General features: G+C 70.1%; 18 protein-coding genes and 1 pseudogene. 15 read left to right on the forward strand and 4 right to left on the reverse strand.

Annotated elements, in window-relative coordinates; genetic code table 11:
• Positions 1-156: 156 nt before the first annotated feature.
• Positions 157-528, reverse strand: coding sequence for a hypothetical protein (locus ACIOHP_RS30815; RefSeq protein WP_401892559.1), 372 nt, complete (start codon positions 526-528; stop codon positions 157-159).
• A gap of 339 nt (positions 529-867) precedes the next feature.
• On the opposite strand from ACIOHP_RS30815, the gene ACIOHP_RS30820 reads away from it, so the two are divergent.
• The 5 genes from ACIOHP_RS30820 (at position 868) to ACIOHP_RS30840 (ending at position 11320) form a co-directional block, all read left to right on the forward strand.
• Positions 868-1293, forward strand: a complete 426-nt coding sequence (locus ACIOHP_RS30820; protein ID WP_401892560.1) for a MarR family winged helix-turn-helix transcriptional regulator — start codon at positions 868-870, stop codon at positions 1291-1293.
• Between the two features lie 205 nt (positions 1294-1498).
• Positions 1499-1969: a MaoC/PaaZ C-terminal domain-containing protein gene (locus tag ACIOHP_RS30825; RefSeq protein WP_401892563.1), complete on the forward strand. Its 471-nt coding sequence runs from the start codon at positions 1499-1501 to the stop codon at positions 1967-1969.
• 699 nt (positions 1970-2668) lie between these two features.
• On the forward strand, positions 2669-6400 hold the full coding sequence (locus tag ACIOHP_RS30830) for a hypothetical protein (protein ID WP_401892566.1): 3732 nt from the start codon (positions 2669-2671) through the stop codon (positions 6398-6400).
• A gap of 101 nt (positions 6401-6501) precedes the next feature.
• Positions 6502-7944 (forward strand): polysaccharide deacetylase family protein, encoded by a 1443-nt coding sequence (locus ACIOHP_RS30835; RefSeq protein WP_401892569.1) that lies wholly within the window; start codon positions 6502-6504, stop codon positions 7942-7944.
• Between the two features lie 169 nt (positions 7945-8113).
• Positions 8114-11320, forward strand: a complete 3207-nt coding sequence (locus ACIOHP_RS30840; RefSeq protein WP_401892572.1) for a family 78 glycoside hydrolase catalytic domain — start codon at positions 8114-8116, stop codon at positions 11318-11320.
• A gap of 98 nt (positions 11321-11418) precedes the next feature.
• Here ACIOHP_RS30840 and ACIOHP_RS30845 read toward each other — a convergent pair whose 3' ends face one another.
• On the reverse strand, positions 11419-12363 hold the full coding sequence (locus tag ACIOHP_RS30845) for an LLM class F420-dependent oxidoreductase (protein WP_401892574.1): 945 nt from the start codon (positions 12361-12363) through the stop codon (positions 11419-11421).
• Positions 12360-13145, reverse strand: coding sequence for an ABC transporter ATP-binding protein (locus ACIOHP_RS30850; RefSeq protein ID WP_401892577.1), 786 nt, complete (start codon positions 13143-13145; stop codon positions 12360-12362). Before ACIOHP_RS30850 ends, ACIOHP_RS30845 begins: the two co-directional genes overlap by 4 nt.
• A gap of 269 nt (positions 13146-13414) precedes the next feature.
• Between ACIOHP_RS30850 and ACIOHP_RS30855 the strand changes: the two genes are divergently transcribed.
• The 6 genes and pseudogenes from ACIOHP_RS30855 to ACIOHP_RS30880 form a co-directional block, all read left to right on the forward strand.
• Positions 13415-14443, forward strand: a complete 1029-nt coding sequence (locus tag ACIOHP_RS30855; protein ID WP_401892578.1) for an ABC transporter substrate-binding protein — start codon at positions 13415-13417, stop codon at positions 14441-14443.
• 41 nt (positions 14444-14484) lie between these two features.
• Positions 14485-15318: an ABC transporter permease gene (locus tag ACIOHP_RS30860; RefSeq protein WP_401892580.1), complete on the forward strand. Its 834-nt coding sequence runs from the start codon at positions 14485-14487 to the stop codon at positions 15316-15318.
• 319 nt (positions 15319-15637) lie between these two features.
• The gene (locus ACIOHP_RS30865; RefSeq protein WP_401892581.1) at positions 15638-17173 is read left to right on the forward strand and encodes an RICIN domain-containing protein; all 1536 of its coding nucleotides are present in this window, start codon (positions 15638-15640) and stop codon (positions 17171-17173) included.
• A 212-nt stretch (positions 17174-17385) separates the two neighbouring features.
• Complete coding sequence (locus ACIOHP_RS30870; protein ID WP_401892583.1) at positions 17386-18726, forward strand: jacalin-like lectin; 1341 nt, start codon at positions 17386-17388, stop codon at positions 18724-18726.
• 215 nt (positions 18727-18941) lie between these two features.
• A complete protein-coding gene (locus tag ACIOHP_RS30875; RefSeq protein WP_401892930.1) occupies positions 18942-20276 on the forward strand; it encodes a glycoside hydrolase family 43 protein in 1335 nt (444 codons plus the stop codon).
• A gap of 154 nt (positions 20277-20430) precedes the next feature.
• Positions 20431-20757, forward strand: a pseudogene (locus ACIOHP_RS30880) (ricin-type beta-trefoil lectin domain protein); the annotation flags it as partial.
• A gap of 75 nt (positions 20758-20832) precedes the next feature.
• On the opposite strand, the gene ACIOHP_RS30885 reads toward ACIOHP_RS30880, so the two are convergent.
• Complete coding sequence (locus ACIOHP_RS30885) at positions 20833-22182, reverse strand: mucin-1 (protein ID WP_401892585.1); 1350 nt, start codon at positions 22180-22182, stop codon at positions 20833-20835.
• 180 nt (positions 22183-22362) lie between these two features.
• Here ACIOHP_RS30885 and ACIOHP_RS30890 point away from each other — a divergent pair, with 180 nt between their 5' ends.
• The 4 genes from ACIOHP_RS30890 (at position 22363) to ACIOHP_RS30905 (ending at position 26693) form a co-directional block, all read left to right on the forward strand.
• Positions 22363-23382, forward strand: a complete 1020-nt coding sequence (locus ACIOHP_RS30890) for a LacI family DNA-binding transcriptional regulator (RefSeq protein ID WP_401892587.1) — start codon at positions 22363-22365, stop codon at positions 23380-23382.
• Positions 23383-23480: 98 nt separating this feature from the next.
• Positions 23481-24824 (forward strand): ABC transporter substrate-binding protein, encoded by a 1344-nt coding sequence (locus tag ACIOHP_RS30895; protein WP_401892588.1) that lies wholly within the window; start codon positions 23481-23483, stop codon positions 24822-24824.
• 28 nt (positions 24825-24852) lie between these two features.
• Complete coding sequence (locus ACIOHP_RS30900) at positions 24853-25845, forward strand: carbohydrate ABC transporter permease (RefSeq protein WP_401892589.1); 993 nt, start codon at positions 24853-24855, stop codon at positions 25843-25845.
• Positions 25846-25850: 5 nt separating this feature from the next.
• Positions 25851-26693, forward strand: coding sequence for a carbohydrate ABC transporter permease (locus ACIOHP_RS30905; protein ID WP_401892591.1), 843 nt, complete (start codon positions 25851-25853; stop codon positions 26691-26693).
• The last annotated feature ends 28 nt before the right edge of the window (positions 26694-26721 follow it).

Genomic DNA, 26721 nt, shown 5'->3' on the forward strand with positions numbered 1-26721 from the left:
GCGTTCCGGGCCCGCGGGGGACGATGGCCTGGTTACCGGGACAGCTTCAGGTCGGCCCACTGCAGGTTCATGGCCCGGCGCGGGCAGCCGAGCTGGACGGTGATGCAGTCGCCCCGGCCGGAGGTTCGTGGCGCCGTGACCGAAAGAGACCCGTGCTCATACGGCACAGGTGCCCGCGGCCGGGAACGTCACGGTCCAGGTGGCCGTGGCGCTCGCGCTGGTCCAGTAACCGATGTCGGGCGGGTCGTTCTCCAGCCGGATCGCGCTGCCGGAGAGCGTGGCGGTGGCCGCCATCAGGGAGAGCGCGCCGTCGGCACCCGGGGTGAGAGTGAGGCCGTGGACGTTGACCGACTGCCAGGTGATGGACTTGTCCAGGCGCAGGCTGACGGTGCGGTAGCCGGATTCGGGGACGGTGATCGTGGTGGTGACCGTGGTGCAGGTAGACGAGGAACCGGTGCTGGGCACCACGACCGCGGCTGAGGCGACGCCCGCGTCCAGAACGAGCCGGGAGGCGACGGTCGTAGCCACGGTGGCGGCCACCTTGTAGGTACCGGGGCATCGAAGCGGACCCACCAGGTGGCGTTGTCGCTCGAGCCGGCCCAGTAGCCGATGCTCGCCGGGCTGTTCTCCAGCTTCATTCCGCCGTGGTGAGGGAGGAGGTCTGGGACGTAGCGGCGACTTGGTCAAGAGGCGACGGCCAGGAGCAGCACGGCACAAGTCACCCGTAGCGCGAACAGGCCCGGGCTGGAGGTCGGGGAGTCCCCTTGGTGGCCGGGGCGCATGCTTCGGTGGTCGCGGTCCAGCAGCTGGACGGGAGTTGTACGACACAACCTTGACAGTTGCTCCGCGCAACTCAAGGATGGCGCCATGCCGACACGGGACGACCCCCTCGACGTGATCCACGAGGCGATCATCCTGTTCTCCCGCAACGCCAAGGTGCGCGAGAACAGGATGTACGACGAACTGTCCTTCGTCGCCTACACGATGCTCTCGTACGTGGGGGCCTTCCCCCAGCCGACCGCCTCCGATCTGGCGGAGCGATACGGTCTGGAGAAGTCCACCGTCAGCCGTCAGTTGTCCGCGCTCGAAGACGACGGCCTGCTGCGACGGGTGGCCCACCCGTCGCGGCCCAGGACCAAGTTGCTGGAACTCACCGACACCGGTCTCGCCTGCCTGGCCCGCGTCAGGCAGAACCAGCGCCAGGGCCTCGAGGAGCGGCTCGGCCGATGGCCGGACGAGGACGTCGAGACCTTCGGCCGTCTGCTCTGGCGGTTCGTCACGGAGCTCGACTGACACCGCTTGGGCCGGCCCGCCCGACGGACGAGGACCGGGCCGTCATCAGCCACCGCGACAAGTACACGAACGGAGACCGCATGCGAAACGGCATGCACATCAACCGGTCCATCCGACACCAGGACCCTGAAGGGCCCGGCCCCGTGCCGGACACCACGCGTCACCGCCACGACGACGCACGGCTCGCATCGACGCCGGAACGGCGGTGAGTGCCGTGCTCTACGCCGAGGACCTTCACCCCGGGACCGTGTTCGAGCTGGGCAGCACCAAGGTGTCCAGGGAGGAGATCCTCGACTTCGGCCGCCGCTTCGACCCTCTTCCCCTGCACACGGACGAGGACGCCGCAGTCGCGAGCCGCTTCGGGGGCCTCATCGCCAGCGGTTTCCACACCGCCGCACTTCTCCAACGCCTTGTGGTGAACGCGGTGTTGTCGCGTGCCGCCCTCATCGCCGGCCGAGAGCTCGGACCCGTGCGCATGCGAGCGCCGGTCAGACCCGGGGACGTACTGCACGGCTCCATGGAAATCATGGAGGTCCGCCCCCGCGACGACGGCACAGCCGTGGTCCGCAGCCGGGGCACCCTCACCAACGACTCCGGCACCGTCGTCATGGAGGTCCAAGGCGAGACGCTCTGGGAACAGCGGCCTGCGGGCGAGAGCGCAGGCGGCGCGGTCTGACACATCGTGGGAGAGGGCTACTTGCCGCCGGTCGACGAGCCGGCGCAGGATCGGTACCCAGCCGAAGGCCGGCTCCTCCGTAACCGACGGTCACATCGAGCAGATGCCCCCAGACACGCGCGGACAGGGACAGGGATCGGCGCCGGTGGCGCTGTTTGGCCAGGAGAACCCGGCGGGCGTCGTCGTGGCCGATCGTTCGGTACCAGTTCGCCAACTGCTCATACGGCTGCGGACCGTATCCTGGGCTCCGCCGTCCATGCCACGCGGGAGGCTGCGGACTCCAGCCGTCCCCTCGCCTCGCGCCGCTCGCCGGACTCCACCTTCTTGATGGAGCCGTAAACGAAGCCTTCCAGCTCCACTACGTCCGGCCTGCATGAGCCTGCAGGTCAGAGCCGGGCCGTCCCCACCGGGTGGCCCGTTCAGGATGACTCCTTCGAAGCTCAGGCTGTCCGAGATCTGGGTACGCCGCAGTTGCACGGTTTCGTTCGCGGTGAGTCCGTCACTGTGGCCCGCCGCCCGGCGGCCGGCGTTTGTGTGGGCCCCGCACGGCTCCACGCCGTTGTCTTCGCCGATACGACCGGAGGCACGGCCGTGTCCGTCCCGCGTCCGCGGAATGGGCCGGAATTGGCTCGGCTCTGCGGCCGAACGTAGGTTGGGCGCCGGTCATTGGTGTGTTTGCAGGGCGAAAGGTACGGCCCGGTGGGACGACGAGAAAAGCCGGTGGACCCCGATGCCGGACCCGTACAGCGGTTCGCGCACGAACTGCGCCTGCTGCGCGAGAAGGCGGGAAAGCCGCCGTACCGGGAGATGGCCGAGCAGGCGGGCTACTCGACGACCGCGCTGTCCCAGGCCGCAGCAGGCGACCAGTTGCCCTCGCTCGCCTTGCTGCGGGCATACGTGCAGGTGCTGGACGGCGATCCCGACGAATGGGAACGGCGCTGGCGGGAGGCGGATGCGGAGGTCCGGACGGCCTCGACCGAGGAGCGGGCACCGTACCGGGGTCTGGCCCGCTTCGAACCGAGTGACAGTGATCTTTTCTTCGGCCGGGACAAGCAGGTCGGCGAGTTGCTGGGCCTGGTGCGCGCGCACCGGTTCGCGGTCGTGTCGGGTCCCTCGGGCAGCGGCAAGTCGTCCCTGCTGCGGGCCGGGCTGATCCCCGCTCTGCGGCAGGCGCAGGGCACCGACCGCCCGGCGATGATCCGGGTGCTCACCCCCGGTGAACAGCCAGCGCGCACGCACGAGCGAGCACTCGTCCCGAAGGACGACGGGGACGGCGAGGACGGCGGCCTGGACACCTGGGTGATCGTCGACCAGTTCGAGGAGCTGTTCACCCTCTGCCATGACCGTGCGGAACGCGACCGCTTCCTGGATCTGCTGCTGTCCGCCCGCGAGCCCGCGAGCCGGCTGCGCGTTGCCATCGCCGTGCGCGGTGACTTCTACGGCCACTGCGGCATCCATCCTCAGCTCGCGGAGGCGGTCGGTCGGGCGACCCTGCTGATCGGCCCGATGGGCCGCGAGGAACTGCGGGACGTGATCACGCAGCCCGCGATCGCCAAGGGCCTGAACGTGGAGCGCGCGCTGACCGCCCGCGTCATCGACGAGGTCACCGACCAGCCCGGTGCTCTGCCGATGCTCTCGCATGCCCTGCTGGAGACCTGGCGCCGGCGCCGCGGCCGTACTCTCACCCTGGCCGCGTACGAGGAGGCCGGCGGTGTGCGCGGGGCGATCGCCGCGACCGCCGAGCAGGTCTACGGCGGCCTCGCGCCGGAGCAGGCCCGTACCGCCCGCCGCATCCTGCTGCGGCTCATCACCCCCGGCGACGGCGCCCCCGACACGCGCCGCCCGGCGTCCCGGGCCGAGCTGGGGTCCGACACGCGGGACGTGCTGGAACGCCTCGCCGCCGCCCGGCTGGTCACCCTGGACGGGGACACGGTCGAGCTGGCCCACGAGGTACTGATCACCGGCTGGCCCCGACTGGCCGGCTGGATCGAGGAGAGCCGGGGACGGCTGCGGGCGCAGCGGCTGCTCGAGGAGTCGGCCCGTGCCTGGCAGCAGCTGGATCGGGATCCGGGAGCGCTGTACCGGGGCACGCGGCTGACCCAGGCCGAGGAGTTCTTCGCCGAGCGATCCCAGGACGACCTCGCCGCACTGGAGCGGGACTTCCTCGACGTCTCCCGCTCCGCGCGTGATGCCGAGCGGGAGGCCGGGGCACGGGCTGCCCGCCGTACCCGCCTGCTCACCGTGGGACTCTCCGCGTTCCTCGTCCTGGCCCTGGCCGCGGGCCTGCTGGCCTGGCAACGCGACCGGGCGAGTGACGAAGAGGCGGCCAAGGCGGCGGCCCGCCGCCTGGCCACCGTCGCCGACAGTCTGCGCTCCGCCGACCCCCGCACCGCCGCCCTGCTCTCCGTCGCGGCCTGGCGGCTCGCCCCGCTGACCGAGTCCCACTCGGCCCTGCTCGACGCCCAGGCCCGACCGGAGCGAGACGCGTTCACCGACCCGCAGACGGGTGAGAACTCCCGGCGCTTCCTCACCGACGAAGGCCGCGCCCTCATCACCGTCACCGGCTCCGACGTGACCGTCCGGGACGTGGCCGACCACCGGGTCATCGCCACCTACCGCCTGCCCGCGGGCGCGGAGGTCTCCGACGCCGGCCTCGGCGCTCGCTCTGTCGTCCTGACCGGCCAGGACGGCGGCGAACTGTGGGACCTCGTCGCTGACAGACCCGTCGCCGACCTGGGTGACGCGGCCTACTGGGCGGCGTCCGACGGCAGCGCCTTCGGCACCGGGCCGGTGGACAGTCCTGGTCCGGTCACGGTGCGCCGGGGCGGGGACGACAAGGTTCTGTTCAGCACGCGGACACCGCGGGCCCTCACCGCCTTCGCGGTCGGCCCGGGCGGCCGCCTCCTCGCCCTGTGTCCCGCCGACGGCGCGCCCCAGGTGTGGGACACCGTCCATGGCAAGAGGCTGTCGGGTTCCTGGACGAAGGCGGACGGCACCGTCTGCGGCACCGGTTCGGGGGCGGACCACGGCTCCCGTCAACTGCGGTTCAGCGGGGACGGCCGACGCCTGGCCGTGCTCTCCGGCAACTCGGCCACGGTCTGGGACGTCTCCGGCGGACAGCAGGTCGCCGACTTCCAGAGCGGCGGCACCAGCGGTTTCACGCAGGCCGTCCTGTCCCCGGACGGGCGGTTCCTGGCCACGGCCGACGACCAGGAGATCGCCGCGTGGTCGCTGGACCTCGGCGGCGGGCAGGTCTTCCACACTCCGTTGGCCGGTGCCGAGGTGAGCGGCCTGACCTGGGCCCCGGGCAAGGGTCGGACGCTGCGCTATCTCGACGGCGCCACGGTGCGCACGTACGACCTGAGCGAGCGCCTGGACGCTCACTGGCAGAGCACCCCGGCCGACGCGACCGCGCTCAGCCCGGACGGCACCGTCCTGGCCACGGCCACCCGTTCAGGCTCCGGCTACCGCTTCGAACTGCGCGCCACACGTACGGGTGCCGTCCTCGCCCGCACCACGCTCGGTGCCCTGCCGGACGACGGTACCGACGGTGCCCCACCGCTGGCCTTCAGTCCGGACGGTCGGGCCCTGGCCGTCGCCGACACCGTGTCCTCGCACGGCTCCCTCCGGCAGCGCTTCACCATCTGGGACGTCCCCGCTCACCGGGTCCGTACGTCGTTCCAGACCTCCGGTGCGGCGGATCGCATCGCCTCCGCTCTCGCCCTTGGCACCGGCGGCCGGACGCTGCTGGCCGCGCGCTCACCCGGTGGCGACGGCACGACCGAGGTCTGGGACACCGCCGCCCACCGCCGCACGGCCACCCTGAGCGCCCTCAACGCGGACAGGCTCGCCCTGCGGCCCGACGGCCGGCTGCTCGCCGGTTCCGCCGACCGGTACGCCGAGCTGCCGTCCCGTCACGTGCGCGGACGCGCCCTGGCCGACGGCCGACAGGTCACCGCGCTGGCTTTCAGCCCTGACGGCACCCGGCTCGCCGTCGGCGACTCCACCGGCCACGTCACCCTGTGGGACGGCGACCTGCGCACCCGTACGGGCATCCTGACCGGCACCTCCGACACCGTCTCCGTGGGCGAGCCCGAGGCCGTGGGCGCGCTCGCCTTCTCCTCCGACGGCGGGACCCTCGCCGTGGGCGGCCGCAACGGCACCCTGCGCCTGTGGGACACCGCCGGGCAACGGCTCCTCGGCAGCGACCTGCCCACATCCGGCGACGAGATCGACACCCTCGCCTTCACCCGCGACGGCGCCACCCTCTACGCCGGTGGTCCGGATGTGCTGCTCCAGCGGCACCGGATCGGCGCGGACGACGTCGCCCGCATCCTGTGCGACCGGGTCGGCGGCGGACTCACCGAGGCCCAGTGGCGGACGTATGTGCCCGACGTGGCGTACCGGCAGGTGTGCGCCACGGCACGCTGAGCCGGATTCTTTTGTTCACAGTGACGGTGACGGTCGCTGAAAAACGCCTCTGACCTGGACGATCGGACTCCGACAAACCCCCTAGTCCAGGTTCTGGTCTCATGCGTACACATCTCCTGTTCCCCTCCCTCCTGCTGCTCGGCTCGCTCTCCCTGACGGCTGCCTGTTCGTCCGCGTCCTCCGGGACGCCGGACCCGACGCCCGCCGGAGCACGGCCCGGATCGACCTCCGGCACTGCGCCGGTGCGGACGGTGGACCCCTCGAAGATCAAGGGTCTGCGGATCGTCAACGACAGCAGTGAGGACACTTCCTGCCCCTTCGCGGCCGGCTACCCGGACGTGCCGGGCGCCGAGGCGATGACCGCCGCGATGAAGAAGGACGTGGACGGGCGCCTGGCCACCTTCCGCTCGGCGTGCGACGACGGCGGCAGGGCCGGCGCTGTCGGAGAGCTCAACATCAGCCACCAGTTCCTGGTCGCCTCCAGGGACGTCCTCGGCGTCCGGCTCACCACCCTGGACCACTCCGCGGCAGGCAGTGGGCTGAGTGTGAGCACCTACTGGTACGACGGACGGGCGGGCGCGTACCGCACCGCGCTCGGGCTCGTCGAGGACGGGTCCCGGGACGCCTTCGTCTCCGCCCTGAAGAAGCAGCTCGAGGGACGCGAGGGCACCGACGCGGACACGCTGGACGAGGCGTTCGCCGACCCGTCGAACCAGACCACCATCCTGGACGACATGGCCTACACCGCCGACGGCGGACTGCGGGTGACCTTCGACCGGGGCGAGGTCGGCACCCCCGCCGCCGGCACCTATGTCGTGACCTTCCCCAGGACGACGGTCACCCCTTGGCTGTCCGCCTTCGGCAAGCGCGCGCAGCAGCAGACCATGCGGCCGTCCGGCCCGCTCGACCTCGGGGCGGCCGCTACCCCCACCCCCGCCGTACCCACGCACACGGCCTCCGGCGACGACGACACCGACTGCGAGAAGGTGAAGTGCGTCGCCCTGACCTTCGACGACGGGCCCGCGGTCCCGGAGACGGCGACCCTGCTGACCTACCTGGCGCAGTACGACGCCCGGGCCACCTTCTTCACGGTCGGCCAGAATGTCGTCGCCCACCCCGACCTGGTCCGCGCCGAGGCACATGCCGGCAACGAGGTGGGCAACCACTCCTGGAGCCATCCCGACCTCACCAAGCTCACCTCCGAGCAGGTCGCCTACCAGCTGAACCGCACCAGCGCGGCCATCAAGGCCGCGACCGGCAAGGCCCCCACCCTCTTCCGGCCGCCTTACGGCGCGGTCAACAGCACCGTCCGCGGCGCCACCAAGCTCTCGCCCGTGCTGTGGACCCTGGACACCGAGGACTGGAAGTACCCCGACGCAGCGAAGGTGGCGCAGAGCGTCATCGGCAAGGTGCAGCGCAACGACGTCGTCCTCATGCACGACATCCACGCCACGTCGGTGGCCGCGGTCCCCGAGATCCTGCGCACCCTCGGCGCCCGCGGCTACCACTTCGTCACCGTCAGCCACCTGCGCGCCACGATGTGACCTGACAGGTCTGCACAGGTCTGCGCAGTCCCTCGCGCCATCGACAACCGGGCCTAAATCGATTCAACCCACGGCGAACTCATTCTCGGCGCAGGCATTGACCACCACGCCTCGGAACCCTAACCTCCGGGCAATCGCATTGAAACCTTTCACGAGCCGAGGGTGCACCATGTCCTGGGACCTGTCGCGTCGAAGACTTCTCCAACTCGGTGGTGCCACGGCCGCCTCGGTCGTACTGAGCGGGCCCCGGGCACTCGCGGCGGACGGCCCGGCCGGCATCACAGCCCACGGCAAACCGCCCGCGCCGACCGGGACGCTGGCCGACCTGCTGCCGCAGGCACTGGCCACGAGCGCCGGGCAGCGCCCCCGGTTCAGCTGGCAGGTGCCCGACTTCGGCCCCGGCACCCTCCAGCACGCCTATCAGCTGCAACTGGCCGCCACTCCGGGCGGTTTCGAGGACGAGCGGCTCGTCTGGGACTCGGGCAAGCGCAGGTCCGCCGACTCCACCGCCGTGCCGTACGCGGGGGCGGCCCTCCAGCCTCGTACCGCCTACTGGTGGCGGGTTGCCAGCTGGGGCGAGAAGCGGTCGGCCTGGTCGGAGCCCGCCCTGCTCGCCACCGCGGTCGAGGACGAGTGGGAGGCCGAGCCGATCTGGGTGCCGTCCGGACCGGTCATGACGGACGGCACCCTCGCCGTCCGGCTGAAGATCACCACCGTGGCCGCCGGGGTGTGGTTCCGCGCCGCGAACACCGCCAACAACTACATGTGGCAGCTGCGCGTCGGCAGTCCCGGCATCCTGCGCAAGCACGTCTGTGTGAACGGCACCTACAGCGTCCTCGGCGAGGTCCGCCTGCCGTCCGCCCTCGTCACCGGGGAGTGGCTCGACCTCGCCGTCACCATGACCGGCTCCACCTTCACCACCAGCGTCAACGGCACCGTGGTCGACACCACCACCGACAGCCGTTACGCCTCCGGCAACATCGGCCTGCGCAACGGCCTGACCGAGTCCCAGGTCTACGACCGCGTCACCTTCACCGCCGCCGACGGGACCGTCCTCCTCGACGACGACTTCGCCACCGACAAGGGCACCTTCTCGACCGGCACGATCTCCGGCGGCACGCTCACGTTCCCGACCGGCGCCTCCTCACTCTCCTCCTACGGGGCCGACGACACCTGGGCGCTGCTGCGCCACGAGTACGACACGGCCGCGGGCAAGGAGGTGGCCGCCGCCGTCCTCTACGTAGCCGCCACCTCCCCCGACCCGGCCCGGCAGTACGTGGCCAAGGTGTGGAGCAACGGCACGGTGGTCGGGCACGCCTCCGTGCGCTCCGGCACCGGGACCGCGTACCAGGCGTTCGACGTCACCTCGACCCTGCGGACCGACGACGGACCGAACGCGCTCGCCGCGTTGTGCTGGACCACCTCACAGCAGAAGTTCCTGGCCCAGCTGGAGATCACATACACCGACGGCGGCCGGACCACCGTCGCCTCGGGAGACCACTGGAAGGCGCGCCGCCAGGCCGGACTGCTGCCTTCGAAGGGCAGCGCGGGCAGCAGCTACTTCACCGTCCCGCAGGAGTACTGGGATCTGCGGCAGGAGCCCGTCGGCTGGACCCGGCCCGGCTTCGACGACAGCGACTGGCACACTCCCGTCGTCCGCACCGCGATCAGCGGACTCGTCCCGGCCCCGATCGAGTCGCCGCGGCTGCACGACGTCGCCCCCGCCTCCGTCACGAAGGTCGCCGACGGCCGCTGGCTGGTGGACCTCGGCCGGGAGATCGTCGGCGGGCTGTCCCTGGAGGTCACCGGGAGCGCGGGCGACACCGTCGAGGTGCGCCTGGGCGAGGAGCTGAACTCCGACGGCACCGTCAAGTACCAACTGCGCGCCACCAACACGTACCGCGAGGTCTGGACCCTGCGCGACGGCAAGCAGGCCTTCGAGCACTGGGGTTACCGCGGCTTCCGCTGGGCCGAACTGCGCACGACGCTCGACCTGTCCGGGGCCGTCGTCACCGGACGCACCTGGAGGCTCGACTGGGACGACACCGACGCGTCCTTCCACAGCTCCGACCCCGATCTCGACCGGGTCTGGGAGCTGTGCCGGTACTCCATCGAGGCCACCCGCGGCGACCTCTACACCGACACCCCGACCCGGGAACGCGGCCCCTACGAGGGTGACGCACTGATCAACCAGCTCTCCGAGTACGGTGTCCAGCGCTCCTACGCCCTGGCCCGCTGGTCCAACGACTACCTGGCCCGCAAGGGCACTTGGCCCACCGAGTACCGGCTGATGTGCGCGCTGTCCGCCTGGGAGGACTACCTCGCCACCGGTGACGACCGGCAGCTCGCCAAGGACTACGACCTGCTCGCCGCGAAGAACCTCACCGCCTACCTCGACTCCCAGGGCCTGGTCCGCAAGGCGCCCGGCAGCAGCAGCCAGGACCTGGGCGACCTCGTCGACTGGCCGACCGCCAGCCGCGACGGCTACGTCTTCACCAACGTCAACACCGTCGTCAACGCCTTCCAGTACGCGGCCTTCGACGCCCTGGCCAAGTGCGCGGCAGCACTCGGCAAGGACGACGACGCGAAGGCCCTGAGCTCCCGCGCCGACACTCTCGCCGCCGCCATGCGCGCCACCCTGCTCGACAGCTCCGGCGGCCGGTTCCTCGACGGCGAGGGCACCACGCACAGCGCCCAGCACGCCAGCGCCTTCCCCGTCGCGCTCGGCGTCGCGGACACCCTCGACGACGAGGTACGCGCCCGGCTCGCGGACACCCTCGCCGCGGGCGGCATGCGGGTGAGCGTGTACGGGGCGCAGTTCCTCCTGGACGCCCTCTTCCGGCTCGGCCGCGCCGATGCCGCGCTCGAGCTGCTCACCTCCACGGCCACCAACTCCTGGCTGCACATGCTCGACACGCTCAAGGCCACCATCGTCACCGAGGCCTGGGACCCCGCGCTGAAGTCCAACATGACGCTCTCCCACGCCTGGGCGTCCGCTCCGGCCAACGCGATCCCCCGGCACGTGCTCGGTGTCCGCGTCACCGCCCCGGGAGCTGCCGAGTTCCTCATCCGCCCCAGGACCGGCGCGCTGACCGAGGTCGCCGGGACGGTCCCGTCCGTGCGCGGCCCGGTCAAGGTCGCCGTACACCGCTCGACCGATGCCCATACGACTCGGGTGACCGTGCCGCCCAACTCCCGCGCGGTACTGGAGGTGGAGATCGGCGACGCCGATCCGGCGGAGTACCGGGTGACCGCGAAGGCACCCGGCGGGCAGGGACGCGTGGAGGTCACGCCGCTCACCGACCTCACCGGCACCGTGCTGCGGATCGGGCCCGTCGGCTCCGGCACGACGAAGGTCGAACGCACCCGTTCCTGACCGCGAGAACCCCGGGTCCCGGCCCGGGGAAACCCCTTCCACCCGCGCCCGTTCGCATGTCGCGTCATGGGGACGTCACGTCGTGTTCGCGCCGCGCCCTACAGCTGCGGAAGCACCTCACCGGCGATGAGTTCCAGGTGGTCGAGGTCATCGAAGTCGATGAGCCGCAGATGGATACGGGTCGCGCCGATCGCGGCGAACTCACCGAGTCTTTGCACAAGTTGGGCTGGGGACCCGACCACCGCATCCTCCGGTGGCAGCGCGCTCTTGGTGTGGAGCGGGGCGGCCCGCCGTCGCACGTCCTCGTCCGTACGGCCGATGGCCGCCACGACACCGGCCGAGAGCACCAGTGGTGGCCGGCCCGCGCCGGCCCGCCCGGTCCGGTCGCACGCCTCGGCAACCCGCCGGTACGCGCGGGCAGTCTCGGCCACCGACTTGAAGGGCATGTTGAACTCGTCGGCGTACCGGGCCGCCAGCTCGGGGGTGCGCTTGAGGCCGCGGCCCCCCACGATGATCGGCGGCCCAGGCACCTGCACAGGCTTCGGCAGGGCGGGCGCGTCGACGAGCTGGTAGTGGTCGCCGTGGTAGCTGAAGCTCTCACCGACCGGTGTCCGCCACAGGCCGGTGATCACCGCCAGTTGCTCCTCCAGCCGATCGAAGCGCTCCGGGGCGGGCGGGAACGGGATGCCGTACGAGGTGTGTTCCCGCTCGTACCAACCCGCGCCGAGGCCCAGTTCGACCCGCCCCCCGCTCATCCGGTCCACCTGCGCCACCATCACGGCGAGCGGCCCCGGCAGCCGGAAGGTGGCCGAGGTGACCAGGGTGCCCAGCCGGATCCTGGAGGTCTCCCGGGCGAGCGCGCCGAGCGTGATCCAGGCGTCGGTGGGGCCGGGCAGGCCGGGATCGGCACCCATCGTCTGATAGTGATCGGCCCTGAAGAAGCCCTCGAATCCGCCGGCCTCGACGAGTTGTGCGAAGCGCCGCTGATCCTCGTAGTCGGCGCCGCGGTGCGGCTCGGTGAAGACGCAGATCCGCAGGCTCATCGCCCCTCCGTTTCGGCCGTCCTGGACATGTCCCGTTCCATCAGCAGTTCGTGCAGATCGGCGCTGCACCGGGCCACTTCGCCCAGGTGCGCGGTCCGGCCCAGCGTCCTCGGCCGGGGAATGGCGATGTCGACGATCTTGCGGATCCGGCCCGGGCGCGGGGTGAGCACCACCACTCGGTCGGCGAGCAGCACGGCCTCGTCTATCGAGTGCGTGACGAAGACGACGGTGGACGAGTTCTCGAGGTGGATGCGCTGTAGTTCCACCGCGAGATCCGCGCGGGTCAGCGCGTCGAGTGCGGAGAACGGCTCGTCCATGAGCAGCACCCGCGGCTCGCCCATCAGCGATCGGCACAGCGCGACACGCTGCTGCATACCGCCGGACAGTTCGTGCGGCCGGTGCTTCTCGAAGCCGTTCAGTCCGGCCGTCTCCAGCAGCCGGTACGCCCGCTCGCGGTGCTTCGCCTTGTTCCAGCCGAAGATCTCCACGGGCAGCAGGACGTTGTCGAGGACAGACCGCCAGGGCAGCAGTGCCGGCCGCTGGAACAGCATGGCGACGTCCCGCCGGGCTCCGCTGACTCGTTCGCCGCCGATGGTGATCTCGCCCTCGGTGACCGGCAGGAGACCGGCGATCAGCCGGAGCAGCGTGGACTTGCCGCACCCGGACCGGCCCACCACCGCCACGAACTCGCTCTCGGCGATGTGAAGGCCGATGTCCTGGAGCGCCACCGTCGAACCGGACCGGCTGGTGAAGTTCCGGGACACACCGGTGAGTCTGATCATCCGGCGGTCTCCCCATCCCCTGGCAATCGTCATGCCGGCCGGGTCCTATCGCCCGATCAGGCTACTCGCAGCAGGCCGATCGGCGGTACCCGTCGTCCTGTCGATGCATGCCCCAATGACATACATCTGGCCCACAACTACCCATCCCTCGTACGCTGTTGTCCGCACCACGTGTCATGCCCTCGGCAGCCGTGACGCCGTTCCGTCTCGTCTGTCCCGACGCCCCGCCGCCGGCGCGTTCGGCGGTCGGAAAGGACAACACTGTGCGCATGATCAGGTTCGCCCGTACGGTCGCCGCGGCAGCCCTGACCACAGCGCTGGCGCTGGTGGCGGGGTGCGGCGGCTCGGATTCCGACGCCGACGCCGGTGACGACGGCAAGGCGCTGAAGAAGGTGACCTACCTGACCTCCTTCGGCAGCTTCGGCCGGGACGCGTACGCCTGGGTCGCGAAGGACAAGGGGTTCTTCGAAGAGGCCGGCTTCGACGTGCGGATCAGGCCTGGGCAGGGCACCGGCGGTGTGATCCCGGCCGTCGTGAGCGGCCAGGCGCAGTTCGGCCCGATCGACCTGACGGGAGGTCTGCTGCACATGGGCAACGGTCAGGCGAAGGACTTCGTCGCCGTGGCCGCCATCCAGCAGCGCACCATGGCCGCGATCGCCACGACCGAGGGCAACGGCATCGCCACACCGAAGGACCTCGAAGGCAAACGGCTCGCCGACACGCCCGGCTCTGTCGTACGCAACCTCTTCCCGACTTACGCCCGGCTGGCCGGTGTGGACGCCGACAAGGTGACCTGGGTCAACGGCGAGGCGCAGACCCTGATGGGCACGCTCGCCGGCGGCTCGGTGGACGGTATCGGCCAGTTCGTGGTGGGCAAGCCGACCATCGAGGCGGTGACGAAGAAGAAGGCCGTGCTGCTGCCGTACAGCGACGTGATCCCCGACCTGTACGGAAACGTGCTGATCACCTCCAAGAAGATCGCCGAGCAGGATCCGGAGATGGTGCGGCGGTTCACCGCCGCGCTGCTCAAGGGCCTGGAGTACAGCCTGGCCCACTCGAAGGAAGCCTCCGAGATCCTGAAGCGGAACGTGGACACCACGAATCCGACGGCTGCGGCAGCCGAGTTGGAGTTGATGGCCGCGTACGTCACCCCGAAGGACGGTTCCGGCACGGCGCTCGGAACGCTGGACTCCGGGCGGGTGGCGAGGAGCATCAAGATCCTGGAGGACGCGGGCGCGCTGCCGAAAGGGATGACCCCTGAGCAGATCATCGACTTCGGCCTGGTACCGAAGGCCTGACCGCGCCGCGCTGGTGAGGAGCCGCCCTGGAGAAGGATGGGATGACCGAACTCTCGAGGCCGCAGCAGTCCCCCACGGCGGGCCCGGAGCCGGTGCCACGAGTCGGTCCGCGCCGCGGGACGGGCGTCGGCGTCGTGCTGCTGCCCATGGCCGGGCTGTCGGTCGCGCTCGGCGTGTGGTGGCTTCTCACGTCGGTGCTGGAGGTGATCCACCCGGCAGTACTGCCTCCGCCAGGTGCTGTGCTCTCGGCGTTCACCGCGACCCCGGCCCGGTTCCTCGAACACACCGGTGACACCACGGTGGAGACGGTGGTCGGGTTCGCTCTGTCCAGCGCCTGCGGAGTCCTGATCGGACTGTCGCTGGCCGCCTCGCGGGTACTGGAGCGCATGTTCACGCCGCTGCTGGTGGCCGTCAACGCGGTTCCGAAGATCGCGCTCGGGCCGCTGTTGGTGGGGGCGCTCGGATGGGGGCAGAAGCCGGTCCTGACCATGGTCTTCCTGCTCTGCTTCTTCCCGATCGTGCTGTCCACCGCGACCGGCCTCACCTCCACCCCGGCGGACCTGGCCGAGTTGGCGCGCTCGCTGGATGCCTCTCGCTGGCAGGCATTCCGCAAGGTCCGGTTTCCCGCCGCGCTGCCGCAGATCTTCGTCGGATTGAAGGTGGCCATGCCCCTCGCCGCGATCGGTGCGGTCATCGGCGAGTTCCAGGCCGGTGAGGCCGGGCTGGGCTATCTGATCGTGCAAGCCGGCGGGGTGGGTGACACCGCCACCGCCTGGGCCGCGATCATCCTGATCGGGTTGATGAGCATCCTCCTCTACTTCGCCTTGGTGTTACTGGAACGGTTCACACTGCCCTGGGTCAGGGACACGACCTGAAACGGATGACGTACGGGACTCCGTCGTTTTGCCGGAGAAATGCCGCGAGACTCACCAGAGCGTCCGATAGTTTCACATCACAGCCTTCGAATGCAGGTGCTACTACCGCCGGTAACATTCTATCGCCCGCACGGTTTTGAAAATCGGTCAGAGATAGCGCTTGTCTCGCCCGACTCGCGTATGCGAAGGTGAGCCTCGCTTGAGAGAGTCCCGGCCCTGACCAGGCAAAAGGCATCCTCAAGGTATGAACCAATCACCCAGCGCTTTCCGACGGAACGTCATTTCGCATGCCGTCCTGCCACGAAAAGGAAAGGGTTCCGTGCAGGTTTCCCACCCCCCACGCCCGCCGTACCCGCCCCGTCCCGGACTACCCCTCGGGGAGCCGGATCCGGACCTCGTCGCCCAACTGGACGGCGACGTCGACGAACGACACCACGCGACAGCCGTGTTGCTGGCCCGCCACTGGCTCGCCGCGCGCGACTACGCACTCCTGTGCCTGGCCTCCGCCACTCCCACCGCCCAGTTCGTGGCCGCCAGCGCGTTCCAGCGGCTGCTGGACCGACTCACGGACGGCGCTCCCGCGGCGGCGCTGCGTCCACAACTGCTGGTGACGGTCCGCGAGACCGTCCGCGCCTGGGCCGCGAACGACAAGACGTGCGCGGCCCTGCCGGAACTGCGCAAACCGACCGGCGGTCGAGGTCTGCACACGGCCAGGCCGGAAGCCCCCGCCAATCGGAAACTCGCCGAACGCGCCTTCGTGGCGTTGTCGGATTTCTCCCAATGCCTTCTGTGGCACACGGAGGTCGAGGCGGAACCCATCGAGATACCCGCCGGCTTGCTGGGTATGGAAACCGTTGCCGCGAAAACTGCCTTGAGTAAGGCCCGTGAACAATTCCGGACCGGTCTGGTGCGTGCTCACACGCAATTCGCCCCGTCCGAGGAGTGCCGGTTCTACAGCAGCCTTATCGACGTCCCCATTCGACGGGGCGCCACACTGCTCCCGGATGTCCAACAGCATCTGACGCAGTGTCCGCATTGCCAATCCACCGCCGAGCAACTCGAATACTGCGAAGGCCGGTTGGGGCTTCTGCTGGCCGATTCCGTGCTCGGCTGGGGAGGGCGGCGTTACCTCGCCACGCGTCCCGGCCGCAGCACCCCCGGAGCGTGGCGGTCCGCACCGCAGCACGAGCAGGCACCTCCGGTCACCGTCGGACGCCATCGCACCACGGCCGAGAGAAGGTATCGCGCGTTCGCCGCCGCAGCCGTGGCCTCTCTCGCTCTCCTGGCGGCCGTACTGGCAGCCCGGAACTGGTCCGACGACAACGACACGCCCGCGTCGGACACACCGGCCTGGGGGGCTCCCGCCAACGGCATCCCGAGCCCCGGTTCCACCGGACGGACCGGTGCCGCATCCTCCACTTCACCGGGCTCCGGCACGTCCGTCGAGGGCAGGCTGCACAACCTGGCCACCGGAGAGTGCCTGGCCGTCGACAGCCGGGCCTCGGTCGGCGCGGCCATCGGGCTGGCGGCGTGTTCGTCGGCCGGGTCCGAGCGGTGGTCCTACGAGTTCGACGGTCTGCTGCGCAGCGGCGCCGACCCCTCCCTCTGCCTGGCCGCCGACCCTCAGACGCGGAACGTCCGGCTCTCGCTGTGCATCGCGCCCACCGGCGAGGTGACATACGTCCTCACGGGCCGCGGTGAGCTCCTTCTGCGCCGACGTCAGGACCTGGCCCTGGCACCGGACCGGGACGGCAAGCTCTCCCAGGTGGTCGTGGCCGACCGCGACGCATCCGGCGGCCAACGCTGGGCGATCGAGCCCGCGGATGCCGACGCCGTCCCCAAGTCGCATACGTAGGAGCACGGTTGGAGGATGCGGCGAGACAGGGGCGACGGCATCGCGTGAATCCGTGCGGTGAATGGCCCCCGGCGAGGATCCGAACCGTCCATGTACGGCCGGCGACTCCTGTGAAAGTACGCCCGAAGTCTCGACAGACCCCGGGTAACCGGGGGTAACTTCAGCCCCGTCCTCACTGCAACCGCTTTCTCTCCCCCAGGAGCCACCCCCTCATGCGCAGACTCCTCGCCTGTCTGACGACGGCGGCCGCCGTTCTCGGCGGGCTCACCGCGGCCGCCCCCTCCGCGGCGGCCGCCGACTCCGGCACCTTCAGCGTCCTCAGCTACAACGTGGCCGGCCTGCCCGAGGCCATCTCCAGCGCCCCGACGCCCCGCGAGTCGGCCACCACGGCGATCGGCGGGCGGATAGCGCCGTACGACATCGTCCACGCCCAGGAGGACTTCAACTACCACGCCTACCTCTACGCGGCCGACACCGCCCACGCCCACCGCACCGCCACCAGCGGCGGCGCCGCCATCGGCAGCGGCCTCAACACCCTCTCGAAGATCCCCTACGACGAGGACGACTTCGAGCGGGTGCGCTGGAACACCTGCACCTACGGCTCGGGCGACTGCCTGACGCCCAAGGGCTTCACCTTCATGCGCGAGCGGCTCGCCGAGGGGGTGTACGTCGACTTCTACAACCTGCACACAAACGCGGGCACCAACGCCGACGATCTCGCCGCCCGCGCCGACAACCTCAGCCAGCTCACCGCCTTCATCGCCACCCACTCCGCCGGCAACGCGGTCGTGGTCATGGGCGACACCAACACCCGCTACACCCGCTCCGGTGACACCATCGCCGAGTTCGCCGCCGCCAACGGCCTCACCGACACCTGGGTCCAGCTGATCCGCGGCGGCAGCGCGCCCGCCAAGGGCAGCGACGCCCTGGTCTGCGACCAGACCGGGACCACCGTGCCCAACACCTGCGAGGTCGTCGACAAGATCCTCTACCGGGGCAGCAAGCTGGTCTCGCTCAACGCCACGTCCTACAACAACGAGCACTCCAAGTTCCTCACCGGCGACGGCCTGATGCTCTCCGACCACGATCCGATCGCCGCAGGCTTCAGCTGGTCGCGCAACACCGCGTTCCAGCTCAGCGACCAGTTCGGCGGCCCGCACGGCGACTACTACAACGACATCGGCAGCGTGCCCGCCGGCGCCCGCGCCACCACCGTCGCCCTGCGCGCCGGGTCCCGGGTCGACCAGGTGAGCCTCACCCTGGCGAACGGCACCACTCTCACCCACGGTGGCACCGGCGGCACCGCGTCCTCCCTGACGCTCGGCAGCGGGGAGTACGTGACGACGGCGTATCTGTGCCAGGGCCAGAAGGACGACCACACGCGGATCTTCTACGCCAAGTTCACGACCAACCTCGGCCGCACCCTGGCCGGTGGCACCACCACCTCCGACTGCGTGACCCGCACCGCGCCGTCCGGTTGGCAGATCGCCGGCTTCCACGGGCGTACCGGTGACGAGGTCGACAAGGTCGGTTTCGTCTACACCCAGCGCTGATCCTCTTCCCGCCCCGGGGCGCGCCACTCCCGCCCCGGGGCGCACAGGAAACACAAAGGCATGTCAGGACGATTGACGGGCGCATGTCCAACCCCTACGGTCTGATCGATTTTCCGAACCACGTTCGAAATCCCGGCCATTTCAGGTGCCCCCGCACGCCCCCTGGAGCCCACGTGAGCAAGAACCCCCACCTGTCCCGTCGCGCCCTGCTCGGCATGACCGCCGCCGTCCCCGTCGCCCTGACCCTCGGCTCGGGCACCGCCCACGCCGCCGACTCGGCCTACGCGATGGTCTACTTCACCGAGTCGACGAACCTCGGCGACGGCACCGACTACGGCCTGCACCTGGCCGTCAGCCCCGACGGGCTCAACTGGACGCCGCTCAACCAGAACAACCCCCTGGCCACCCCCACCGCCGGCGCGCTGGGTCTGCGCGACCCGTTCCTGATGCGCAAGCAGGACGGCACGTTCGTGGTGCTCGCCACCGACCTCAAGGGCACCGACTGGAGCTACAACAGCCAGTACATCCACGTCTGGGACTCCGCCGACCTGCGCACCCTCACCGGCTACCGGCGCCTGAAGCTGCACGACATGACCACCCACAGCTGGGCGCCCGAGGCGTTCTGGGACGCCGGCCGCGGTCAGTACGCGGTCATCTACTCCTCCGTGAACAGCAGCGGCCACAACGTCATCATGGTCAACTACACCAGCGACTTCGTCACCGCCTCGGCCCCGCAGGTGTTCTTCGACCCCGGCTACGACGTCATCGACGGCGACATGGCGGTCGGCGTGGACGGCTACAACTACCTCTACTTCAAGAAGAACCAGACCCTGGTGAGCGCCCGGTCCACCTCCCTGAACCCGGGCAGCTTCACCGAGTACAGCGCCGGTGTGGCCCACGGCGGCACCGAGGCCCCCACGGTGGTCAAGTCCCTCTCCTCCAGCAACTGGTGGCTGTGGGGCGACACCTACACACCCAACGGTGTCTTCTACGCCTGGCAGTCGAGCAGCCTCGCCTCCGGCACCTGGACCGCCCTGGACCAGAAGACCTACACCCAGCCGGTCAACTCCAAGCACTGCGGCATCACCACGATCACCACGGCCGAGTACAACAACCTGCTCGCCAAGTGGGGCGCCCCGGCCTGGAACCGGCTCAAGTCCTACAACTACCCGGGCCGTTACGTCCGCCACTCCAACTACACGGCCCGTATCGACGAGTACCCGATCGAGCCGTACAAGGACTCCCTGTGGACCCTGGTCCCCGGGCTCGCCGACAGCTCCGGGGTCTCCTTCCGGTCGGTCAACTACCCCACCCGCTACCTGCGGCACTACAACTACGCGCTCCAGCTGGACGCGAACGACGGCACCTCGACGTTCGCCGCCGACGCGACCTTCTACCGCACGGCAGGCCTCGCGGACGCGAGTTGGGCCTCCTTCCGGTCGTACAACAACCCGACGCGCTACATCCGCCACGCGAACTACGTCCTGCGCATCGACCCCATCTCCACGACCACGGAGCGGCAGGACGCGACCTTCCGCGTCGGGTACTGACGTGGCGGACACCCGCGAGCCGGACGCCTGCGCACCCGGCTGAGCCAGACGCGGCACCGTGCGCGTCCTCGCCCTCGCTCTCGTCGTGTCCGGCCTGACGGCCCTGGCCGGACACGATCCATCGGCACCTCTGGCCGCCGTCACCCCGCCGTCGATGGGCTGGGCGTTCGACGCGATCCGTGTCCAGGGCATTCCCGGCACCAACGGCGTCGCCCTCCTCGGCGCCGCCTCCGACCGCTGCGCCGGACTGGAGAAGAACACCATCACCGACGGTTCCCAGGCCATCCTGTGGGACTGCTTCGGCGGCCGGAACGAGACCTTCACGCACACCTCGCGCGGCGAGCTCGTCGTCTACGGCAACAAGTGCCTGGACGCCGACGACAACGGCACCGTCAACGGCACCAAGGTCATCATCTGGGACTGCACCGGCGGCACCAACCAGAAGTGGCCCTCGACTGACCTGACCCGCACCGCCCGCATCGCCCGTCGCCGGGCCGGCCGTCGAACCGGTCCCGGCGGCGGGCGGTGTCGTCCGCCGGGGCGGTACCGCGGGCCGTCAGCGCGTCGGCGGGCCGGGCCAGATGGCCGAGGCGTCGTCGCGGTCCGCGTCGGGCAGGCGGATCGGGCGGACGGGGACGGTGCGGGTGCGGCCCTCCGAGACGACCGTCCAGGGGGCGGGACGGCCCGAGTAGCACAGGGTGGTGAGCACGAAGACACCGTCGGCGTAGACCTCGACGTATTCGCCGATCGTGAGGATGCGCAGGGTGGTGGCGGGTTCGGCCAGTGTCGTCTCGTCGATCCTGTCCCCGTGAGGGCCGGCGACCCAGAGGTTCTTGCCGTCGCAGCCGACGAGCAGGGCCGGGCTCTCGCCGCCGGCGATGTCGGTGCGCAGGGCGATCTCCACGCGGCCGGTGAGGGTGACGTCGCCGACCGCGTGCAGGGCGGGCTGTTCGGTCTCCTCGCCGAGCCAGGCGTTCAGGCCGGGCCACCATTCCAGGCGCGGTGACTGGTCCGGGGCGGTCACCAGGAGTTTGGGCTGGGCGAGCATGCCGCGGCAGCGTTCGCCGGAGTCGGTGAGGTTCACACGCCGGGGCGTGGTGTGCAGCACGACGCGGGAGCCGTCGGGAGCGGCGATGACGCGCGGGGCGTAGGAGCCGGTCGGGCCGAGCGGGTCGCGGCGGGTCCATGGCCCCCTCAACCGTGGCGCGGTCCACGCCTCGAAGCCGCGCGTGGCGCCGACGGAACCGAGCAGCAGCCAGCTGCCGTCGTCGAGGCGCTCCAGGACCGGGCACTCCAGCTCGTCGACGTCGCCCGGTGAGACGAGTGGCGGGTGGACGGTCCAGTGCTCCAGGTCGTCGGAGGTGGCCCAGGCGACGCAGCCGCCGGACTCGACGGGCAGGGAGGCGTCGGCGGCGCAGACCACCATGACCCAGCCGTCGGACTCGTCGTCACGGACGACGAACGGGTCGCGCCAGCCCATGTGTTCGCCGGTGCGGTACCAGCGCGCGTCCGCCTCGACGACGGGCCCGGTGCCGTGCCGACGCCAGCCGGTGCCGTCGGTGCGGTCGGAGTAGGCGAGACCGACCGACTGCAGCGGCCGGCCGCCCGGGGTGAGGCCGGAGACGCCCGTGTAGAACATGGCCATTCCGTCGCCGTGCCGGACGGGGTGCATGGTCCATACGGCCTGCTGGTCGAAGCGGCCGGGCAGGCCGTTGCCGAACGCGGTGCCCTCCGGCTGCCAGCGGACCAGGTCGGTGGAGGTGGCCCGGCCGTAGGACGTCTCCATTCGCAGGTGGTCGAACTCGGCCGTCCACGGCCCCTGCAGATGCAGCACGGCGTAGGTGCCGTCGTCGTCCCGCAGCAGGGCGAAGTCGTTCACACAGAGGCCGGGCGGGGCGTATCGCATGCGCAGTTCCTGTCGGCTCGCAGCGCTCAAACGCATGCGCTGACCATTGACCTCGGAGGTATCGCTTAAGAATCGGCCCAAGTAAAACCCAACGCAAACGCTTGCGCAACAACGATGCCGGGTCTACGGTCACGTCACCCACAGATCACACCGATGTGAAACCAACGGGAGAAAAGCGCCGTGACCGTCAGCATCACCGATGTCGCCCGCGCCGCCGGCGTCTCTGCGTCCACCGTGTCCCGCGCACTGCGCGGTCAGCCGGGCGTCTCCCACGAGGTCCGCGCCCAGATCACAGCCGTCGCCGCACAACTCGGCTACACCGCATCCCGTTCGGCCTCCAGCCTGGCCAGCGGACGCACCTACACCATCGGGGTCGTCGTCCCCTACATCGGCCGCTGGTTCTTCGGCACCGTGCTCGACGCCGCCGAGAAGGTGTTCAGCGCCGCCGGCTACGACGTGCTGCTCTACAACCTGAACTCACCGGAGGCACGCAAACGCTTCTTCACCAAGCTGCCGGTGCGCAAACGCGTGGACGCCGTCCTCTCGCTGCTCATCCCCGACCTGGACGAGGAATCGGCACTGCGCTCCCTCGGCGTACCGCTGGCCACCACCGTCGGCGGCCCCCGGGACGGCTTCACGGTGGTCGGCATCGACGACCACAGCGGCGCCGCCAGCGCCGTACGGCATCTGGTCAACCTCGGTCACCGGCGCATCGGCATGATCTCCGGAGCGAGTGAGCCGCTGCACTGGACCACTCCGATCGACCGCCGTCAGGCCTACCTGGATGTGCTGGCCGAGTCCGCTATCGCCCACGATCCGGCGCTGGAGGCGGACGGCGGCTACACCGTCGAGGGCGGCGAGCGGGCCATGACCGAACTCCTCGCCGTCTCCCGCCCCCCGACGGCGGTGTTCGCGCAGTCCGACGAGATGGCGATGGGTGCGCTGCGCGCCCTGCGCCGGCACCGCCTGAAGGTGCCGGACGACGTGTCCGTGGTCGGCTTCGACGATCACGAACTCGCCGAGGTCATCGGGCTGACCACCGTCGCCCAGCCGGTCCCTGAGCAGGGCGCGGAGGCCGCCCGGCTGCTGCTGCGCCGGCTGGAGGAACCCGATGCCGAGCCGGTCGACCAGGTGCGGATGCCCATCCGACTGATGCTGCGGGAGACCACGGCTCCGCCGAGCCCGCACAGACCCTCGTGACTCCCCCGCTCCCCGTCGAGCCACCGCCCTTCGAACCCACCTCCCCACCCCCCGAATCGTCGAGCACCGCAACACTCACCAGCACGGAGGCACCGTCCATGAACGCCGGAAGCAGAAGGTTCCGCCGCACGCTCTGTTCGAGTCTGACCCTCGCCCTGCCCCTGGCGGCGCTGGCCGCCTGCGGCGGGGGCGGCGGCAGCGACGCCTCCGCCGAGGCGGGCAGCGGCAAGGGCACGATCAGCGTCTGGGCCCACCAGGGGCAGGCGGGCGAGACCGCCGCACTGCAGAACACGGTGAAGTCCTTCAACTCCTCACAGAGCGACATCAAGGTCGAGCTGAAGCTCATCCCCGAGAACGACTACACCAAGACCATCACCGCCACCGGCGCCTCCGAGCTGCCGGACGTGATGGAGTTCGACGGTCCGACGATGGCGAACTTCGTCTACAACAAGAAGCTCGCGCAGATCGACTCGTACGTGTCCGCGAAGACGATGGCCAACGCCACCGACGCGATCAAGGCGCAGGGCGAGATCGACGGCAAGCACTACGGCCTGGGCATGTTCGACTCCGGCCTCGGCGTGTGGGGCAACAAGAAGCTGCTGGACGCGGCCGGCGTGAAGTACCCGACGGGCGTGGACGACGCCTGGACGGCCGCGGAGTTCGACGCGGCGCTCAAGGCGCTCAAGGCCAAGGACGCCGACGGCAAGGTCCTCGACGTCTCCGAGCAGTACGGCCTGGCCACCGAGTGGGGCACCTACGGCTTCTCCCCCATCGTCTGGTCGGCCGGCGGTGCCCTGCTCAAGGACGGCAAGGCCGAGGGCGCCCTCGACAGCCCGAAAGTCGTCTCGGCGATGAAGACCTTCCAGTCCTGGAAGACGTACGTCGACCCCAACACCGACGGCAACGCCTTCGCCAAGGGCAAGGTGGCGCTCAGCTGGGTCGGCAACTGGACCTACCCCGGCTACGACAAGGCCCTCGGCGACGACCTCGTCGTCCTGCCGCTGCCCGACTTCGGCAACGGCTCCAAGACCGGCCAGGGATCATGGGCCTGGGGCATCGGCGCGGACACCAAGAACGCCAAGGCCGCGGGCGCCTTCCTGGACCACCTCCTGGGCGACGACAGCGTCGGCGCGATGACGAAGGCCAACGGCTCGGTCCCGGGCACCGAATCCGCGCTCGCCAAGAGCGAGCTGTACAAGCAGGGCGGCCCGCTCCAGCTCTTCGCCGACCAGCTCGCCAAGCCGTGCGGCGACAGCGACATCGACAAGTCCTGCGTCGCCGTCACCCGTCCCGTGACGGCCGGGTACCCCACGGTCACCGCCAAGTTCTCCCAGGCCCTCAACGCGATCTACGGGGGTGCGGACCCGAAGGAGACCCTGGAGAAGGCGGCCCGCTCCATCGACCAGGACTTCTCCGACAACGCCGGCTACGAGATCCCGTAGGCCCCGCCGGGAAAAAGGACCCACACCCGTGAAAACCGTGGAACCCGCGCACTCCGCGGCACCCGGCCGCTCCGAGCAGGCCTCCCCCGCCCCGTCCGTCAAACCCTCGAAGGCCGGGCGCAAGAACCAGGACCGGGTGCACGCCCTGCTCATGGTCGCCCCGGCCGTCGGCGGACTGATCGCGTTCGTCGGCATCCCCTTCGGCTACGCCGTCGTGCTCTCCTTCTACAACGTGCGGCTCGGCTCCCCGCTGGAACCGTCGTTCTTCGGCCTGGAGCACTACCGGCGCCTGTTCACCGACCCCGACCAGTCCGGCCCGTTCCTGCGGGCGCTGCTGAACAACTTCACCTTCGCCGCGGTCGTCGTACCGCTCCAGACAGGTCTCGCCCTCGGCCTGGCGATCCTCCTCAACCGCAAGCTCAAGGCCATCGGCCTGTTCCGGTCCCTGTTCTTCATGCCGGTGGTCTTCCCGATGGCCCTGGTCGCCGTGATCTGGCGGCTCATCCTGGCCCGCAGCGAGCAGGGGATGCTCAACTCCCTGCTGGACGCGGCGAGTCTCGGCAACTGGGGCGCCTTCGACTGGCTCGGCGACACGGCCACCGCGATGGGTTCGATCGTCGTGCTGTCGGTGTGGCAGGGCGTCGGCTTCCAGATGGTCATCCTGCTGGCCGGCCTGCAGCAGATTCCCGGTGAGCTGTACGAGGCCTCCGAGTTGGACCGCGCGAGCCGCTGGCAGCAGTTCCGCCATGTCACGCTGCCCGGCATCCGCGGCACTCTGGTCTTCGTCGCGCTGCTGACCTCGGTGATGTCCTTCCGGATCTTCGACCAGGTGTACATCCTCATCCGCGGCGGAGGTCTGGACGAGGACGCCACCCGAACGGTCATGTACCAGGCCGTCACCACCGCCTTCGACCAGAACAACATCGGTCAGGCGTCCGCGATCACCGTCGTCTTCTTCCTGATCGTCCTCGTCCTGACGATCGTCCAGCGCCGCGTCGTCCGGCCCGACAACGAGGACTGACCTCCATGGCCATGACCCGCACCCCCGTCCGCCGCGTCCTCGACTACAGCGTCCTGAGCGTCCTGGCGTTCGTCTTCGTCCTGCCCGTCCTCTACCTCTTCCTGGGCAGCCTCAAGCCGTCCGACGAGGTCCTGAACGGACTGTCCGGCTTCCTGCCCACCCATCTGACCTTCGCCAACTACTCCGCCGTCCTCGACAGCCTCAGTTCCGACAGCACCGGCTACTTCTGGCAGTTCATGGGCGTGTCGGTACTGGTGGCGTTCGTGGTGGTGACGGGCGGGCTGTTCGTCAACTCGATGGCGGCGTACGGCCTGTCCCGCCTGAAGTGGCGCGGCCGGGAAGCTGTCTTCACCCTTGTCCTGCTGCTGATGCTCATCCCGTTCGAGTCGGTGGCCGTCCCGCTCTTCTACATGTTCAACGGGCAGCGCAACACGCTTTACATCCAGGCGGTGCCCTTCATCGCCAACGCCTTCGCCATCTACCAGTTCCACACGTTCTTCCGGAAGATCCCCACGAGCATCGAGGAAGCCGCCCGGCTGGACGGCGCGGGCCCCTGGCGCACCTTCTTCGCGATCATCGTGCCGATGTCCAAGCCCGTGTTCGCCTCGGTCGCGATCCTGACCTTCCTCATCCAGTGGGGCTCCTTCCTGTGGCCGGTCCTGATGGTCTCCGACCCCTCGGTGCGCCCCCTCCCCCTGGAGATCAGCGTCTTCCAGGGCCAACAGCCCCCGGACTGGGGCCAGATCCTCGCCTTCGGCGTCCTGCTGGTCCTGCCCGTACTGGTGGTCTTCGCCTTCTTCCAGCGCTGGTTCGTCCAGGGCGTGGCCAGCTCCGCCGTCAAGGGCTGAGAGCTGGGGCGCCGGCCGGCGTTCCCCC

This window comes from Streptomyces sp. NPDC087859 (assembly GCF_044742595.1).
In the GTDB taxonomy this organism is placed as follows: domain Bacteria; phylum Actinomycetota; class Actinomycetes; order Streptomycetales; family Streptomycetaceae; genus Streptomyces; species Streptomyces canus_F.